Genomic DNA, 15,729 nt, shown 5'->3' with positions numbered 1-15,729 from the left:
GTTCGTTGGGACTTATGATCCCGTGTTGGCGACGATAGATTACAGGATGTATTCAACCAAATTAAAGACGTTATGACTTACATTGGAATTGACATCAGCAAGGACAGCTTTGTAGCTGCTTTTCCGAAAGTATCGGGTTATCAGACCCAAACTTACCCTAATACCGTAAAAGGTATCAGGAAGTTCATCGGCTCGCTTTCCGTAACAGAACATCATTGTGTGATGGAAGCCACCGGCAATTACGGCTTTCTGCTTCTTTATCTGCTTGACAGGCAAGGAATAGCTTCCAGTATGGTAAATCCCAAACAAATCAAGCACTTCTCACGCATGATGATGACCGTCACCAAGACCGACCCCAAAGATGCCTGTATGATTGCCATGTACGGGGAGAAAATGAATCCTCCCGTTTACAAGATGCCCTCTGAAGCCGTCATGCTGCTGAAGCAGAAGAAAACGATTATCAGGCAGTTGAAGAAACAGCTTACGGCGAGCAAGAACCTGAAAAGCTCCCTCGTTATGCTTCCGTTCCAAGACAAGAACGGGATGAAAGCGTTGGATAAGACCATTTCTTTTTTGGCAAGCCAAATTGAGTCTTTGGAATCCGAACTTGCAGACTTGGCTTCGTCTGAGTTTGACAGGCAGGTTAAACTACTCACATCCATCAAAGGGATTGGCATCACTTTGGCTACAGCCTTGATTGTCGCTACCGGAGGATTCTCCTATTTCAACAATGCAAAGCAGGTTTCCCGTTTTATCGGGATATGCCCGACTTACCAGCAGTCAGGAACATCCGTACACATCAAAGGTGGGATTAACCGAAACGGGGATGCGAGCCTGCGTTCTTTGCTTTATGTCGCCTCGTGGTCTGCTTTACGTGGAAACACAACCTGTAAAGAATGCTACGCACGGTTGAAAGCCAACGGGAAGCCTTCCAAAGTGGCTCTTATCGCTGTTGCTAACAAACTCGTCAGACAAGCATTTGCCGTAATTAAATCAGATGCACCTTATGTGGATGGATTCGTTTCTACCCATCAAACAAAATAACCTATGGTGGAATTTTTGCTCTCATTTTATTTGCTTATTAATATAGTTCGTTAAATTTTCATGTATTAAGTTTTTAATTTATTTTATAAGTTTACCTCAAATATTTAGCCATTTATGAAAATAAGACAAAAATTCTCAACATTAAAAGCCTGATAAAAAACAGCTGACAATTAGTCAGTTTTCGCACAAAAAACTAATATAATTAACACAATTAATTATTTTTTATATCTTTGCAAAATGAAAAGAATTTTATTGCTACTATTTATCAGTCTTTCAGGATTTATCATGGCTCAATCGCCTGTAGGCACTTGGAAAACTATTGATGACAACACGGGAAAAGCTCGCTCGTTTGTAAAAATCTACGAAAAAAACGGTGAACTCTTTGGCAAGATTGTAAAAATCACAAATCCCGCTCTGCAAGATAAAAGATGCGAAAAATGCAAAGGCGACAAAAAGAATAAGCCTCTTCTAGGCTTTGAGGTAATTACTGGGCTAAAGAAAAATGGAAACATTTGGGAAGATGGCAAAATTACCGATCCAGATTCTGGCAAAGAATATTCTTGCAAAATAGAATTAGATGGCAAGAATAAATTGAAAGTGAGAGGATTTCTTGGCTTTTCGCTTTTGGGGCGCACACAGGTGTGGGAACGCGTAAATTAATCTAAATTTAAAATTCGTTTGAGTTATTTTAAGACTAAAAAATTTTATAGTCATCAATTAATTTATAACTTGCGCGCTCAAATTGAATTCTAAACAGATTGTATGCCCAAAGATTTTCCTTTTTTAAAGAAATTTGAAAAAAAAATAGAAGAAGCCAAGTCGCTTGACAAAAATAACCGATTGGCTAGAAAATTAAGTCTTGGTCCATACCAATTGGCTAAAAAAATGGGCGAAGAATCGGTGGAGATGGTCATTGCTTCTGGAAAAGAATGCGACAAGGATTTTCTGGAAGAGTCGGCAGATGTTTTTTACTACTACATGCTGGCTTTGCACGATCGAGGCTACTCGCTTAAAGATGTTTTGCTTATCTTAAAAGATCGAGACAAAAACGGAAAGAAGGACAAGGTTTACTAAAAAAAACAAAAAAACGCGATTTTCTATGAAAATCGCGTTTTTTTCAATAACTTAAAAAAATCTTCATTCCAATTAAGAATGCAACATGTCTTTTTTCTCCAATAGCTCTTCTTCAGACTCTTGATAGTTTTCGTCTGGGATACAACAATCTACTGGGCACACTGCCGCACATTGTGGCTCATCGTGGAATCCTTTACACTCTGTACATTTATCTGGCACGATGTAGTACACATCATCGCTTAGCGGTTCTTGAGCTTCGGCAGCATCGGCAGAACGCCCATTTCTACCTGACACAAACCCCGTAAGTGTAGTTCCGTCTTCGAAACGCCAATCCATAGCTCCTTCGTAAATTGCGTTGTTTGGGCACTCTGGTTCGCAAGCACCACAATTAATACATTCGTCTGTTATTTTGATTGCCATAATTAAAATCTTATTTTTGTTGCAAATTAACAACAAATTCTATGCAATTAAAAAATCGTGTCGCAACTTTTTGCGATTTGGGGCGTAATTTAGAATCATTCATAAAAAATCATTCAAAAAACGAATTTTCTCCCGAGCAAGAGAAGCTTGCCCTTGCCATACGAAAAGCAAGTGTGCAAAATCCTTGGTTTACAGAAGAAAATATGCTTTTCACACTGAGTGAATGGGCTCAGGCTTTAAGCCCTGAAAATATAGAAAAATGGCTTAAAAATTATGATTTTTCGCCCAAAGGTTTAACCATTGGGATTGTAGCCGCGGGCAATATTCCGATGGTAGGGTTTCACGATTTGCTTTGTGTGTTGCTTGCGGGCGAAAAGGCTCAAATCAAATTGTCGTCCAAAGATCAATCGCTAATGCAATACATGATTGATTTTCTAAAAACGCATTCAGAAGATTTAAACCAAGCTATAGAAGTGGCTGAAAATCTCCACGATTACGATGCTGTGATTGCCACAGGTAGCGATAACACGGCACGCTATTTTGAAGCTTATTTTAAAGATAAGCCACACATCATTCGCCGAAATAGAACATCGGTGGCAGTGCTCACGGGCGATGAAACGGACGAACAATTGAGGTTGCTTTGTCATGATATGCTCCGATATTTTGGGCTAGGTTGCAGAAATGTGACCAAACTCTATATTCCTAAAAATTATGATTTAAATCGAATTTTCAAGGCACTTTATGATTGGAAAGACATCATTAATCACCACAAGTATGCTAATAATTACGACTACAATCGTGCGATTTTGATGATGAAGCAAATCCCCATCATGGACAATGGTTTTGTATTGCTGGAAGAAAATGCTTCACTTTTCAGTCCCATTGCGGTGGTTTATTACGAAAAATATGACTCCGATGCTATTTTAAACCAAACTTTGGCATCGCTTCAAGACAAAACCCAATTCCTTGTTACAGAAAACTTTAATACAACTTTAACCACTACTCCATTCGGGCAAGCACAACGACCAAATCTTTGGGATTATGCCGATGGGATTGATACTATGGAATGGATTATCGGGCTAAAATGAATCTAAGTATCTTGAAAAGTTTTCATTTTCAAAGTTAATTGTGTACATTTGTTGGATTAAGTTATAGATTAAAAATTAATATAATATGAAATTTATCGTTGCGAGTTCGACATTGCAAAAGCACCTACAAATGCTAGGTAGCGTCATAAATTCAAGCAATACTTTAGCTATTTTAGACAATTTTTTGTTTGATTTAGATCACAATCAATTGAAAATCACTGCAACAGATTTAGAAACCACCATTTCGACCGTGATCGAAGTTCAGTCAGAAGATGTGGAATCTATTTGCGTGCCTTCAAAGATTTTGCTTGATACGCTTAAAACTTTCCCAGACCAGCCTTTAACTTTCTTAAAAAGAGAAGATAATCAATTAGAAATCGTTTCTGATCAAGGTAAATACCAGCTATCTTATCTTTCGTCTGAGGATTTTCCAGAAACACCAGCTTTGCCAGATGTGAGCTCTACAACAATCCCGAGCGATGTCTTGGTAGAGGCGATTAACAAAACTATTTTTGCAACGAGCAACGATACTCATCGCCCTGTGATGACGGGTGTTTATTTCGAATGGAATAGCAATTTCCTACAATTTGTGGGAACAGATGCACACCGCTTGGTGAAATATACAAGAAATGACTTACATTCAACAGATGGTTCGGAATTCATTATGCCTAAAAAGCCTATGAATATCTTAAAAAATATTTTGCCTTCTGGAGAAGATGTGATTGTGGACTATAACGAAAACAATGCAAGATTTAGCGTAGGGAATTTGACCATTACTTGCCGATTGGTAGATGGGAAGTATCCTGCTTATGGTGCTGTGATCCCAAAAGAAAATCCAAAAGTGATGACTATCAACCGTACGATGTTCTTGAACTCGCTACGCCGTGTGTCTATCTTTGCCAATAAATCAACTTACCTTGTAAGATTAAAACTAAATGGTAATCAATTAACCATCAACTCAGAAGATACAGATTTCGCAAACAAGGCTGAGGAAAAATTGCCATGCGACTACCATGGAGAAGAATTCCAAATTGGATTTAATGCTAAATTCTTGTCTGAAATCTTACAAAATTTACAAAGCGAAGACATTACACTTTCTATGTCTGAACCAAGCCGTGCGGGTATCATAAAACCTGTGGGAGACTTGGAAGAAGGCGAAGAAATCTTAATGCTTGTGATGCCACTAATGCTTTCAGCTAAATAAAAAATTTAAACCAACATAAATAAGTATTTAATCTATAATACATGAAAATTTCTCACCAATTGCTATCTGATTTTTTAAAAACAGATTTAAATGTAGAAAAAGTTTCAGCCATTTTAACCGATACAGGACTTGAAGTAGAAGGAGTAGAAAAAACTGGCGTTGCCAAAGAAGATTTAGAAGGTTTTGTTGTAGGAAAAGTATTGACCTGCGAACAACATCCCAACGCCGACAAACTTAAAGTTACAACCGTAGATTTAGGAAACGGTAACATTCAGCAAATCGTGTGCGGTGCACCAAACATTGCAGCAGGGCAAAATGTTCCTGTGGCAACTGTGGGTACCGTAATCAAAGATGATAAAGGAAACTCGTTTACCATCAAAAAAGCAAAATTAAGAGGCGAAGAATCAAACGGAATGATTTGCTCTCAAAAAGAATTACGCATTTCTGAGGATAATTCTGGGATTTGGGTAATGGATGAAAGCCTAGTGGCGGGAACTCCCCTATCAGAAATTATTGAAGAGAGTGTAGATTATGTGTACGAAATCGGGCTTACTGCCAATCGTGCCGATGCTATGTCGCATTTCGGTGTAGCACGAGACGCCTATGCCGCTATGAAATCTAAAAAGCTCAATGCTTCTTTTGAACAGCCTAATACAGAGCTTGAAATCAGCTCAAAAGAAAAATCTCCAATTGAGGTAAAAGTAGAAGATGCTGAGCTTTGTCCGAGATATGCAGGAATTTATATCAAAGGAGTAAAAGTAGCTCCATCGCCACAATGGCTTCAACAGAGATTAAAAGCCATCGGACTTTCGCCTAAAAACAACTTGGTAGATGCTACCAACTATGTTTTGCACGGATTGGGGCAACCAATGCACGCTTTTGATGCCGATAAAATTGCAGGAAATACCATTATTGTAAAAAAAGCCACAGAAGGCGAAAAATTTACTACGCTAGACGAGGTAGAACGCACTTTGAGTGGCGATGATTTGATGATTTGCAATGCAAACGAACCTATGTGTATCGCTGGTGTAATGGGTGGTAAGGATTCTGCTGTGAGCGAAACCACACAAAACATTTTCTTAGAAAGTGCTTACTTCAATCCCGTGAGCGTGAGAAAAACGGCTAAAAGCCAAACAATTAACAGTGATTCATCATTCCGATTTGAAAGAGGAATTGATCCTAATTACTGTGTAAAAGCCTTGCATTTTGCCGTAAAATTAATCCAAGAAATCGCAGGTGGCGAAGTAGTAGGACAAATAATAGATGTGTACCCTACACCAATCGAAGGTTTTGACGTTTTGCTACAATATAGAAATGTAGAAAGAATTTTGGGCGAAAGACTGCATCGCGAAAAAATCAAAGAAATTTTAGAACTTCTTGACATAGAAATCATCTCTGAAACAGACGGAACTTTGGAATTAAAAGTACCTGCATATCGTGTAGATGTTCAGCGTGAGATTGATGTGATTGAAGATATTTTGAGAATCTATGGCTACAACAATATCCAAATCAACGAAAAGGTGAGCTCTTCCATCGTTGCTGGCGAGGGATTCCTAGACCATAAAGTGAGCGAGGGCATTTCTGATTTGTTGATCACACACGGATTTAACGAAGCGATGAACCTCTCGATGTACAAAAAAGAGTACAACGATTGGCTTGGATTTAGCGAAAAAAATTCTGTGACTTTGATTAACTCATTAAGCCAAGATGTTTCGACAATGCGTAGAAGTTTGTTGCCAAGTTTGCTCTCAAACTTAGACTACAACATTAAACGCCGAAATAGCAATATCAAGTTATTTGAATTTGGAAAATCTTACCGAGTAGAAAACGGAAAATATATCGAAACTCCACATTTGGCTCTCGCTGTAACTGGTGATGTAGCGGGCGAAAATTGGCATGAAAAATCGAGAAGTGTTTCTTTCTTCTACCTTAAAGGTGTTGTGGAGCAAATTTTAGAAAAATTCAAAGCTCAAAACACAAAAGGTGCAGAATTGAAAAAAGATTACTTTACCTATGCACTAAACTATCTTCTAAACGAAGAATCTTTGGTATATGTAGCAGAAGTAAACAAAGATTTATTAAAGAAATTCGACATCGATCAGCCTGTGTTTTATGCAGAATTTGGCATGGAAGCTTTCTACAAAAATTATGAGGAAAACAAAGGCATGAAATTCAAAAGCTTGCCTAAATTCCCGAGCGTAAGAAGAGATTTGGCACTATTGCTAAACACAGATACAAGCTATGAAGCTGTAAAAGAATGTGTTGAAGCTTGCGACACTACCCACATCAAAGATGTAAATTTATTTGATGTGTATCAAGGTGATAAACTTCCTGAGGGTAAAAAGTCGTATGCAATCAGCCTTCAATTACAAGATGAGGAAAAGACAATGAACGATAAGCAAATTGATGCGATTATGAAAAAAGTAATCAAAGTGCTTCAAGATAAATTAAACGCAGAACTTAGAAACTAATTTAGCATGAAAAAATTATCCATATTGTTTGTTATGGCAATTTTGCTTTTCTCGTGCGATGCCCTAAGCCCTATTGCAAAAGGCTCTACCGATGTTTCAAAATTGTACGGAAATTGGATTTTACAAAACAATAAAGATGCAGAAATTGGTTTCAACGCAGATCCTTTATCTATTAATTTTCAAAAAGATGGAGAAGAACTGAAAGTAAATGGATTTGCAGGGTGCAACCGATTTTTTGGAGCATGCACAGCACAAGCTGGCGTAATCAACCTAGCCAACTTAGCAAGCACTCGCATGGCTTGTCCGCAACTTGATATAGAAAAACGATATTTATCGCTTTTAAGTAAATCAAATCGTTACGAAATCAAAGGAAAGGACTTGTATTTTTATCAAAATAATTTATTGTTATTACATTTTAAACGATAAATTCAATTTTTATAATATTCGCAAAAGAGAGGTTTCATTTGAAATGAAATCTCTCTTTTTTATTTAACTAATTTTAAAGAATAGCACAAATATTTAGTTTTTAGATAATTAAGACAACAATTAAATTCATTCACTCATTTTTAATAAAAATAGGTATCATTTTTGATTCTTGTAGGGCAAGATAATTTAAATCAATCATGGGATATTATTTAATAATTGGTATTTTCACTCTCGCAAGCATGTATGTGAGCCATAAACTGAAATCCAAATTTCAGCTATACTCAAGAATGCGACTTTCCAATGGCATGAGCGGAAAAGAAATCGCAGAACAAATGCTTGCCGATAATGGAATAAATGATGTGAGAGTAGTTTCGGTTCCAGGACAGCTGACCGATCACTACGACCCGCGAAACAAAACCGTAAACCTATCAGAAGGCGTGTATTTAGAAAGATCTGCCGCTGCCGCTGCTGTTGCGGCACACGAATGCGGACACGCTGTGCAACATAAAGTGGGCTACAAATGGCTTAACTTTAGATCTAAAATGGTGCCTGCTGTGAATGTAAGTTCTAATTTATCAATGTTTTTGATTATGGGAGGTATCGCTCTTTATGCAACCATGAACATTCCATATATATTGATTTTAGGAATTGTATTTTTTGCAGTAACTACCATTTTCACTTTTGTGACCCTGCCCGTGGAATATGATGCCAGCAACCGAGCACTCGCCTGGATGGAGCAAAGAAATATAGTGCAACCACGCGAATATGCCGCTGCCAAAGATTCTTTGAAATGGGCAGCTAGAACTTACTTAGTCGCTGCAATTGGCTCACTAGCACAATTGTTATACTTCCTAAGTATGCTTGACCGAAGAAATTAAATTTAATATGTTTTTCATTTAGAACTCCCTTTCCAAAAATGGAAAGGGAGTTTTTTATTGGAGAGAAAAACCATATTTAAAAGTATTTTTTTTCTTATAAAAATTAAAAAAATCGCAAATTAAACTTAAAAAAATAAACTAACTGTAATATTCACACATTCATTTTCAAACACTTGGCAAGATGTTTGCCCTCTTATTTAGCGTATTAATATTTTAAATTTTTTAGATTATGAAAAAAACAATGAAAATTTTTGGATTACTATTGCTTATGGTAGTAGCATCGTTTACTTTAGTTTCATGTAGTAACGACGACGATCCAGCAGACAACCTATTTTTCGTAGGTTCATACGAAGGAAAAGTGGGCTACTCTGAAGGTTTTTTAGCCAAAAATAATGTAGGTCTTCAAGATGGAAAAGTTACTGTAGTAAAAGCTGGAGACAGATACAACTTTGAATTCTCTGGAACAGATGAAGATATCCCAACCCTTACAGGGATAAAAATTGAAAAAGGTAAAAACTCATCTATAAAAGTTGAAGGACTTGGAGAAGGACAATATATTAATATTGATGAAAAAAATCTTACGCTTTTTGTTCAACAAGATGGAAAAACTTGGGTGGCTCAAGCTAAAAGAAAATAGATTAGTTAATTTATAATTGAAAAAAGTGAGGAAATTTGATTTCCTCACTTTTTTTGTTTTTTAATATGTTTAAAATGAAAAGTACATCAAATTCCGTATCTTTACATTAAGATAAACTACTGAGATGTTTGAACAAGTTGTCGTAAAAACAAACAAAATATATTTAGCCATTTTATTGGGCGTGTGCTTTCTTTTTTTACTTACAATCGCTGGCGCAAGCTTTTACACTGCAATTGACAAAGGAAGTAACCTTTTGTTGATGATTGCCATTATGCTTTTTGTGCTAATTGCAATTACTCTTTATTTAGATTTATCTTTGCCATTCAAAATTATTGCAGACGAAAACAGCATTTCTTTTAAAAATCAAGAATATACTTTAAATCAAATTAAAAGTTTCGAACTTAATACCAAAAAACTAAGGCTCACAAGACAAGCCGAAGTTACCGAAATCGTTTTTGATGATGGAAAAAAATTGATTTTGCCCTATTATTTTTATCAAAATTTAAAAGATTTAAATCTATTGCTCTACCAAGTTGTTCAGCGAGATGAACATTGCACTCCGATTGAAATCAAACCTATGCTAAAGCGTGAAACCTTCAACGAAAAAAGAACAGAATACAAAGGAAATCATCTTTTCAATTTCAATAATGAATTGATGCTCTTCATCTTAGGGCTTTCAACTTTGCTTTTCCCAAAAACACTCTTCCCGCTTTCAATTATTCTTATTTTGCCCATTTTTTTCATCGTGTTTTTTTATGGAATCAATGGACAGCAGAGTTATTATTTAGTTTTTTCTCAGCAATATTTAATCATCAAAAATCTCTATTTTCCTTGGTATTTTAAGGCATACAGAATACAAGATATTCATGAAATTATTTTTGAACGGGGCGCGCCCAACAATGTAAACAACCAAATCGGAATAGTTTTAAAAGATTTTAGCTACACGCATTTTTATACTTACTACAACCGAAAAAGTTTCGAAAAAATTAGAACTGAACTCGCACAACGCAACATTGCACTACGAGATGAAATTTATGAAAAAACTTAAAACTTAATCTTTTTCACAAAACATATTAAATAATTCCTATATTTGATATACAGAATTTAATTAAATATGAGAACAAAATTATTTCGCAGTTTTGCATTGCTTTTTTTAATAATCAGTGGATTGTCACAAGCTCAGCAAAAAAATCAAATTCGATTTTCATATAATTTTTTCGTTGAAGACCAGCCCATTTTTTTAAATACAGAAGATGGTGGCGATGGCTATCATATTGGGTCTCCCATTGCTTTTGATTTGCATTATCTTCGTGAGCTTGAAAAAAACTTTTTTATTGAAACGGGTATAGATTATTTAGGTAAGAGAATTATTACAAGCCATACGAACATTCCTAGACAAATACCTAAAATAGATGATATAAAGGAAGATTTTCATTTGTTAAGCATTCCCGTATATGCTCGCTATCATTTTGGTAAATACTTCTTTGCGAGTGGTGGAGCGTTGTTAGAGGCTCAGTTAAACAGAACCACAGCTCCAAATCAGTCAGGACTTGGGCTCGGCGCCACTGCGGGAGCACAATATTCCTATTCTGATTTTATTTTTTCGGTAAACCCTTCGGCTAAACTTCATGGTTTATTAAGTGGCAAATCCTTATTTGCCTTTACTATTCAAGCAGGCGTAGGCTATAAATTTTAAAAAAACTTAATAATATTTCTTATCTTTAGGGCGGATTTAATTCAGGATTAAATCCGCCTTATTTGTAATTTATACTTTTTAAAAATGGAAAATATTAGTGTTTTTGATATGCTCAAAATCGGTGTGGGACCTTCAAGTTCGCACACTTTGGGACCATGGCGAGCGGCTCAACAATTCTTGGAAGAATTAAAAATTCGCAACATTTTTGATTTAGTCAATGGGATTCAAATCGATTTGTATGGCTCGCTTTCTCTTACAGGCAAAGGGCATGCTACGGATTTGGCTATTCTTTTGGGATTGAGTGGTACCGATCCCGTAACGATTCCCGTGGAAAGCATCGACAGCATCATCGGACATATCCGAACGCATCGTAACTTGCTCTTAGACAATCAAAAAACAATATATTTCGATTTTGAACAGATTAAATTCAACAAGGAATTTTTGCCCTATCATGCCAATGGGATGAAGATTACCGCTTTTCTTGAAAATGGCGAAAGCTACGACTCTACCTTCTACTCTATCGGCGGTGGATTCATAACTAAAGAAGAAACCGAAGAGATGGTGGATTTATCTGACAACCAATCTTTTCCATACCCTACTTATAAGGCTAAAGATTTATTAAACTATTGTAATGAGCTCAATATGAACATTTCTGATATCGTGATGCAAAACGAATTGAGCGTGCGCACCGAAGAGGAAATCAATCACCAATTAAAAGCCATTTGGAAAGTAATGCTCGAGTCGATTTATGTCGGTTGCCACACCGAAGGTTTCCTGCCTGGAGGGCTTATGGTACGCCGCAGAGCTTATGATATGTACCAAAAATTGAAAGACCCGAGATTTCCTTACACTCACCCAAAAAATTGGCTCCAGAGTATTCGAAAAACTCGCATGTTTTACCGAGAAATCTTTAAATGGGTTTCAACTTTTGCCATTGCTGTAAACGAAGTAAACGCTTCGCTAGGACGCGTAGTTACGGCTCCTACCAATGGCTCTGCAGGAGTAATCCCTGCCGTATTGATGTTTTATTTAAGCGTAGAAAATCACAAAGCTGGCTTTGAAGAAATTAAACGATTTTTGCTCACCGCTGGTGTAATTGGTAGTATTTTTAAACGCAACGCAACGATTTCGGCCGCTATGGGTGGATGCCAAGCAGAAATCGGCGTATCATCGGCCATGGCTGCAGGGGCTCTCTGCGAATTACGTGGTGGAACGCCTGCACAATGTCTGAACGCGGCAGAAATCGCCATGGAACATCATTTAGGACTTACTTGCGACCCGATTGAAGGTTTGGTACAAATTCCTTGTATTGAGCGAAATTCCATGGGAGCCATCAAAGCCATCAACGCATCGGAATTGGCACTCGATGCAGAGCACCCGAAAGTGTCGCTAGACCATGTGATTCACACCATGTGGCAAACCGCTAAAGACATGAATTCCAAATACAAAGAAACATCAGAAGGTGGATTGGCCGTGAGCGTGAAATTGGTAGATTGCTAAATTTTCTTGACAATGAATTGGAAGAAAAATGTGTTTTTCATCTATTTTTTGATTGAATTTTTGTGTTTTGCGCAGTCGAATAATTATTACAAAATCATCGCTCATTAAGATATGGCTTAATCAATTTTGCCCAATGCACATAGGCTTTGCCCAAAAGATGCAAACCATCGTTGGTGAAGTCTGGATTTAATTGATGGGTGTTTGGTATTACAAAATCTTTGTACAAATCGATGTAGGTGATCCCAACTTTGGAAGCCCACGCCTTTAATTCTGCATTGATGAGCGGAATATCATTAATACGTGCGTAATGACCTTTAAATTTGGTAAAAGAATCATTTACAGGCAAAATACTTTGTAAATAAATTTTAGTTTTCGGTGATTCTTGTTGAATCGTTTTTACGATAGTTTTAATCCCACTCACCACAGAATCGTTGCTCACTTTATGTGCCAAATCATTGGTTCCAATGAGTAGAAAAACTTTGCTTGGCTTCCCAGAAACAATCGGCTCCAATCGGTCTAAAACACCTTGACACACATCTCCACTGATTCCTCTATTTTTAATAGAAACATCTGGAAAAAGCTCTTGCCACTCAGCACCATCGGTAATGCTGTTGCCCAAAAACACGACATCATTGGGCGTAATGGGTAATTCTTCAAACAAACTTACACGCTGATAATAGTAAGGCGAATATTGATTTTGTCCAAAAACACAAAGGCTTGAAAAACTTAAAATAATAGCGATTTTCTTCATTTCAATATATTTTAAAAAATTTCGTAGCAATAAAGATACAAGAGATTTTTTAAACAATACAAAATTTGAAATATGATAAAATATTCATTTTAATTCAATAAATTTGTAAAAAAACTAAACAATTATGTCAGATACTACACACAATGTTATTATAATAGGTTCGGGACCAGCAGGATACACTGCAGCTATCTATGCCGCCAGAGCTGAAATGCACCCTATCGTGATTACAGGCATGCAGCCAGGTGGACAACTCACTACAACTACAGATGTTGAGAATTTCCCTGGCTATCCCGATGGAATCATGGGACCAGAATTAATGACTGATTTGCAAAAACAAGCAGAAAGATTCGGTACTAAGGTAATTTTTGATTTTGTAAAAGAAGTAAAATTAAGCCAAGAAAAAGGTGGTATTCATCAAGTAATTACCAATAACGGAGAAGTTTATAATACCAAAACCGTTATTATCTCAACGGGTGCGTCGGCGAAATATTTAGGCTTAGACGATGAGAAAAAATATGCAGGAAGCGGAGTTTCAGCTTGTGCCACTTGTGATGGATTCTTCTATAGAGGCAAAGATGTAGCTGTAATTGGTGGCGGTGATACCGCTGCGGAAGAGGCTACTTACTTGGCAAAGCTTTGCAACAAAGTGTATCTTTTAGTGAGAAAAGACGAAATGCGTGCTTCTAAAGTAATGCAAGACCGAGTATTAAGCACACCAAACATTGAGGTTTTATTTAATCATGAATTGGAAGGTCTTAGTGGAGAAATGGTAGTAGAAAAAGCTCATATTTTTAACAATCAAACACAAGAAAAACGCGATTTGGTTGTAGATGGAGTTTTCATAGCCATTGGGCACAAACCAAATACAGAGCTTTTCCAAGGTGTGGTGGATACCGATGAAACTGGTTATATCATTACACAAGGCAAAGGAACTCACACTAATATTCCTGGTGTTTTTGCGGCAGGAGATGTGCAAGATCACACTTATCGCCAAGCGATTTCGGCAGCGGGCTCTGGGTGTAAAGCCGCTCTTGACGCTGAAAGATATATTGCAGAATTATAATTCATCTTTAATTATTTTTATTGTTTACAACAATCCTCAATTTATTGGGGATTGTTTTTTTATTGCTAGATTCAAGCACTAAATGCAACATTTTCCACAAATGTATAAAAAACATCACGAGGCTTGCAAAACTTTAACACTTTAAACGGTCTATCGTTTATCTCTTTTTGTACCGCTTTCAGCTTGTTAGCGGTACTTTTTGTAATTGCCGAACCTTTTTTTACATACTGTCTAATAAGTTTGTTCATGTGCTCAATTTGCCCCTTTTGCCAACTAGAGTATGGATTTGTAAAATAAATCTGTGCTTGCAGTTTATTGGACACTATATCATGATTTGAAAACTCTAAACCATTATCCACGGTTATTGATTTGACCACTTTTTTATAAGGAAGTAACACATCAATAATAGCACGAGCGACCACATCAGCTGTTTTATTTGGTATATACTTTACAAACAAAAACCTTGATACTCTTTCCGTAAGTGTCAGCAAATAACCCTTATGATTTTTGCCCTCTACTAAATCACCCTCCCAGTGTCCGAACTCCTTACGCTCATTCACAACCTGCGGGCGTTCTTCTATACTAGTGCGGTTCTTTATCTTTCCAACAATTTTAGAAACCTGTGCCTTTCTCTTTTTCAAAGCGTGCCTGCAATATTTATATAATTTACCACCTTTCAATTTATCAGCCCTTATATATTGGTAAATTCTTTCCACTGAAACCATAGCAAACCCCATTTTTTTGCAATACCCCACAATCTGCAGGGGCGAATATCTTTTATACAAAAAATTGTCTTACTCTTTTCTCAATGTCTTTTGTAAAGCGTCTATAACGCAAAAAACGCTCTTTCTTTTCAGAATAGAGCGTCTGTGCAGTCTTTGCTTTATACTTTCCTTTCTTCGTTCGGTTCCTCCTCACTTCACGGCTTATCGTAGATTTATCCCTTTTCAGTTCACGGGCTATTTTAGAGATAGACCAACCAGCCGTTAAATACGCCTCTATTTTAGCCCTTTCACACAAATCTAAATGTTTAAATCTCCGTGCCATCACTCACCATTTATTAATCTACTTATCTTCAAACCATATCCATAAACCTCACCCTTCGTACAAAAATCATCATAAAGTGGATTAATAAAAAAATCAAAATAAGCAATCAAATGCCCTTTATTCTTAAAAAGTTTCTCATCTAAAGAATTAGATAAATTCAAAATATCATCACAATTACTTATATATTCTTTTAACTCTTTTTCAATGTACTTAATCTGTTTTTCAGTGTAGTACTTTCTTATTTCTTTTTTTGCCTCCTTGCTTTGTGCATATCCAGCGGTTACGGCTAAACATAATCCAAATGATAGTAATATTTTTTTCATGATTTTAAGTGATTTTTAAATATGTTAATACCATTATCAAAACAAATGCCAAATAGTGCAAAGCAAAAAGATAAAAAAAAAAGAAACCACACCAACAAAGGTGCAGT

16 protein-coding genes and 1 pseudogene are annotated in these 15,729 nt (G+C 36.5%); 13 read left to right on the top strand and 4 right to left on the bottom strand.

All coding sequences use genetic code 11. The annotated features are described in order from the left end of the window. Nucleotides 1-72: 72 nt before the first annotated feature. The 3 genes from ORNRH_RS10640 to hisE all read left to right on the top strand — a co-directional run bounded on the left by ORNRH_RS10640 (nucleotide 73) and on the right by hisE (nucleotide 2,118). On the top strand, nucleotides 73-1,044 hold the full coding sequence (locus ORNRH_RS10640) for an IS110 family RNA-guided transposase (RefSeq protein ID WP_014790141.1): 972 nt from the start codon (nucleotides 73-75) through the stop codon (nucleotides 1,042-1,044). 237 nt (nucleotides 1,045-1,281) lie between these two features. Beyond that, complete coding sequence (locus tag ORNRH_RS10635) at nucleotides 1,282-1,704, top strand: DUF2147 domain-containing protein (RefSeq protein ID WP_014791839.1); 423 nt, start codon at nucleotides 1,282-1,284, stop codon at nucleotides 1,702-1,704. A 102-nt stretch (nucleotides 1,705-1,806) separates the two neighbouring features. After that, a complete protein-coding gene (hisE, locus tag ORNRH_RS10630) occupies nucleotides 1,807-2,118 on the top strand; it encodes a phosphoribosyl-ATP diphosphatase (RefSeq protein ID WP_014791838.1) in 312 nt (103 codons plus the stop codon). A 72-nt stretch (nucleotides 2,119-2,190) separates the two neighbouring features. Here the strand turns inward: hisE and ORNRH_RS10625 are convergent, their stop codons facing one another. Further along, nucleotides 2,191-2,538, bottom strand: a complete 348-nt coding sequence (locus tag ORNRH_RS10625; protein ID WP_014791837.1) for a 4Fe-4S dicluster domain-containing protein — start codon at nucleotides 2,536-2,538, stop codon at nucleotides 2,191-2,193. Nucleotides 2,539-2,579: 41 nt separating this feature from the next. Between ORNRH_RS10625 and ORNRH_RS10620 the strand changes: the two genes are divergently transcribed. From ORNRH_RS10620 to ORNRH_RS10580, 9 genes are all read left to right on the top strand, one after another. After that, complete coding sequence (locus ORNRH_RS10620; protein WP_014791836.1) at nucleotides 2,580-3,626, top strand: acyl-CoA reductase; 1,047 nt, start codon at nucleotides 2,580-2,582, stop codon at nucleotides 3,624-3,626. Between the two features lie 85 nt (nucleotides 3,627-3,711). Continuing rightward, entirely contained in the window at nucleotides 3,712-4,830 is a 1,119-nt protein-coding gene (dnaN, locus tag ORNRH_RS10615) for a DNA polymerase III subunit beta (RefSeq protein ID WP_014791835.1), read from the top strand. Nucleotides 4,831-4,871: 41 nt separating this feature from the next. Next, nucleotides 4,872-7,301: a phenylalanine--tRNA ligase subunit beta gene (gene pheT / locus ORNRH_RS10610; protein ID WP_014791834.1), complete on the top strand. Its 2,430-nt coding sequence runs from the start codon at nucleotides 4,872-4,874 to the stop codon at nucleotides 7,299-7,301. Between the two features lie 6 nt (nucleotides 7,302-7,307). Next, on the top strand, nucleotides 7,308-7,727 hold the full coding sequence (locus tag ORNRH_RS10605) for an META domain-containing protein (RefSeq protein WP_081484572.1): 420 nt from the start codon (nucleotides 7,308-7,310) through the stop codon (nucleotides 7,725-7,727). A 197-nt stretch (nucleotides 7,728-7,924) separates the two neighbouring features. After that, nucleotides 7,925-8,605, top strand: a complete 681-nt coding sequence (locus ORNRH_RS10600) for a zinc metallopeptidase (protein WP_014791832.1) — start codon at nucleotides 7,925-7,927, stop codon at nucleotides 8,603-8,605. Nucleotides 8,606-8,834: 229 nt separating this feature from the next. Beyond that, nucleotides 8,835-9,242, top strand: coding sequence for a hypothetical protein (locus ORNRH_RS10595; RefSeq protein ID WP_014791831.1), 408 nt, complete (start codon nucleotides 8,835-8,837; stop codon nucleotides 9,240-9,242). A 124-nt stretch (nucleotides 9,243-9,366) separates the two neighbouring features. Continuing rightward, entirely contained in the window at nucleotides 9,367-10,290 is a 924-nt protein-coding gene (locus tag ORNRH_RS10590) for a hypothetical protein (RefSeq protein WP_014791830.1), read from the top strand. Between the two features lie 66 nt (nucleotides 10,291-10,356). Then, complete coding sequence (locus ORNRH_RS10585; protein WP_014791829.1) at nucleotides 10,357-10,938, top strand: outer membrane beta-barrel protein; 582 nt, start codon at nucleotides 10,357-10,359, stop codon at nucleotides 10,936-10,938. A gap of 84 nt (nucleotides 10,939-11,022) precedes the next feature. Further along, on the top strand, nucleotides 11,023-12,438 hold the full coding sequence (locus ORNRH_RS10580; protein WP_014791828.1) for an L-serine ammonia-lyase: 1,416 nt from the start codon (nucleotides 11,023-11,025) through the stop codon (nucleotides 12,436-12,438). 94 nt (nucleotides 12,439-12,532) lie between these two features. Here the strand turns inward: ORNRH_RS10580 and ORNRH_RS10575 are convergent, their stop codons facing one another. After that, complete coding sequence (locus ORNRH_RS10575; protein WP_014791827.1) at nucleotides 12,533-13,189, bottom strand: GDSL-type esterase/lipase family protein; 657 nt, start codon at nucleotides 13,187-13,189, stop codon at nucleotides 12,533-12,535. A gap of 124 nt (nucleotides 13,190-13,313) precedes the next feature. On the opposite strand from ORNRH_RS10575, the gene trxB reads away from it, so the two are divergent. Continuing rightward, nucleotides 13,314-14,252, top strand: a complete 939-nt coding sequence (gene trxB / locus ORNRH_RS10570) for a thioredoxin-disulfide reductase (RefSeq protein WP_014791826.1) — start codon at nucleotides 13,314-13,316, stop codon at nucleotides 14,250-14,252. Between the two features lie 71 nt (nucleotides 14,253-14,323). Here trxB and ORNRH_RS10565 read toward each other — a convergent pair. Together ORNRH_RS10565 and ORNRH_RS10560 are read right to left on the bottom strand one after the other, a co-directional pair. Further along, nucleotides 14,324-15,299 (bottom strand): annotated as a pseudogene (locus ORNRH_RS10565) (IS30 family transposase). Further along, nucleotides 15,299-15,622: a hypothetical protein gene (locus ORNRH_RS10560; protein ID WP_014790268.1), complete on the bottom strand. Its 324-nt coding sequence runs from the start codon at nucleotides 15,620-15,622 to the stop codon at nucleotides 15,299-15,301. Before ORNRH_RS10560 ends, ORNRH_RS10565 begins: the two are co-directional and overlap by 1 nt. Between the last annotated feature and the right edge of the window lie 107 nt (nucleotides 15,623-15,729).

It is taken from the genome of Ornithobacterium rhinotracheale DSM 15997, assembly GCF_000265465.1.
In the GTDB taxonomy this organism is placed as follows: domain Bacteria; phylum Bacteroidota; class Bacteroidia; order Flavobacteriales; family Weeksellaceae; genus Ornithobacterium; species Ornithobacterium rhinotracheale.
Note: the sequence above shows the minus strand (reverse complement) of the source record. Positions and strands in the feature narration are given on the sequence as shown.

Coding starts and splice junctions, on each gene's coding strand:
- ORNRH_RS10640 (WP_014790141.1), top strand. CDS start 73: ATGACTTACATTGGAATTGACATCAGCAAGGACAGCTTTGTAGCTGCT.
- ORNRH_RS10635 (WP_014791839.1), top strand. CDS start 1,282: ATGAAAAGAATTTTATTGCTACTATTTATCAGTCTTTCAGGATTTATC.
- hisE (WP_014791838.1), top strand. CDS start 1,807: ATGCCCAAAGATTTTCCTTTTTTAAAGAAATTTGAAAAAAAAATAGAA.
- ORNRH_RS10625 (WP_014791837.1), bottom strand. CDS start 2,538: ATGGCAATCAAAATAACAGACGAATGTATTAATTGTGGTGCTTGCGAA.
- ORNRH_RS10620 (WP_014791836.1), top strand. CDS start 2,580: ATGCAATTAAAAAATCGTGTCGCAACTTTTTGCGATTTGGGGCGTAAT.
- dnaN (WP_014791835.1), top strand. CDS start 3,712: ATGAAATTTATCGTTGCGAGTTCGACATTGCAAAAGCACCTACAAATG.
- pheT (WP_014791834.1), top strand. CDS start 4,872: ATGAAAATTTCTCACCAATTGCTATCTGATTTTTTAAAAACAGATTTA.
- ORNRH_RS10605 (WP_081484572.1), top strand. CDS start 7,308: ATGAAAAAATTATCCATATTGTTTGTTATGGCAATTTTGCTTTTCTCG.
- ORNRH_RS10600 (WP_014791832.1), top strand. CDS start 7,925: ATGGGATATTATTTAATAATTGGTATTTTCACTCTCGCAAGCATGTAT.
- ORNRH_RS10595 (WP_014791831.1), top strand. CDS start 8,835: ATGAAAAAAACAATGAAAATTTTTGGATTACTATTGCTTATGGTAGTA.
- ORNRH_RS10590 (WP_014791830.1), top strand. CDS start 9,367: ATGTTTGAACAAGTTGTCGTAAAAACAAACAAAATATATTTAGCCATT.
- ORNRH_RS10585 (WP_014791829.1), top strand. CDS start 10,357: ATGAGAACAAAATTATTTCGCAGTTTTGCATTGCTTTTTTTAATAATC.
- ORNRH_RS10580 (WP_014791828.1), top strand. CDS start 11,023: ATGGAAAATATTAGTGTTTTTGATATGCTCAAAATCGGTGTGGGACCT.
- ORNRH_RS10575 (WP_014791827.1), bottom strand. CDS start 13,189: ATGAAGAAAATCGCTATTATTTTAAGTTTTTCAAGCCTTTGTGTTTTT.
- trxB (WP_014791826.1), top strand. CDS start 13,314: ATGTCAGATACTACACACAATGTTATTATAATAGGTTCGGGACCAGCA.
- ORNRH_RS10560 (WP_014790268.1), bottom strand. CDS start 15,622: ATGAAAAAAATATTACTATCATTTGGATTATGTTTAGCCGTAACCGCT.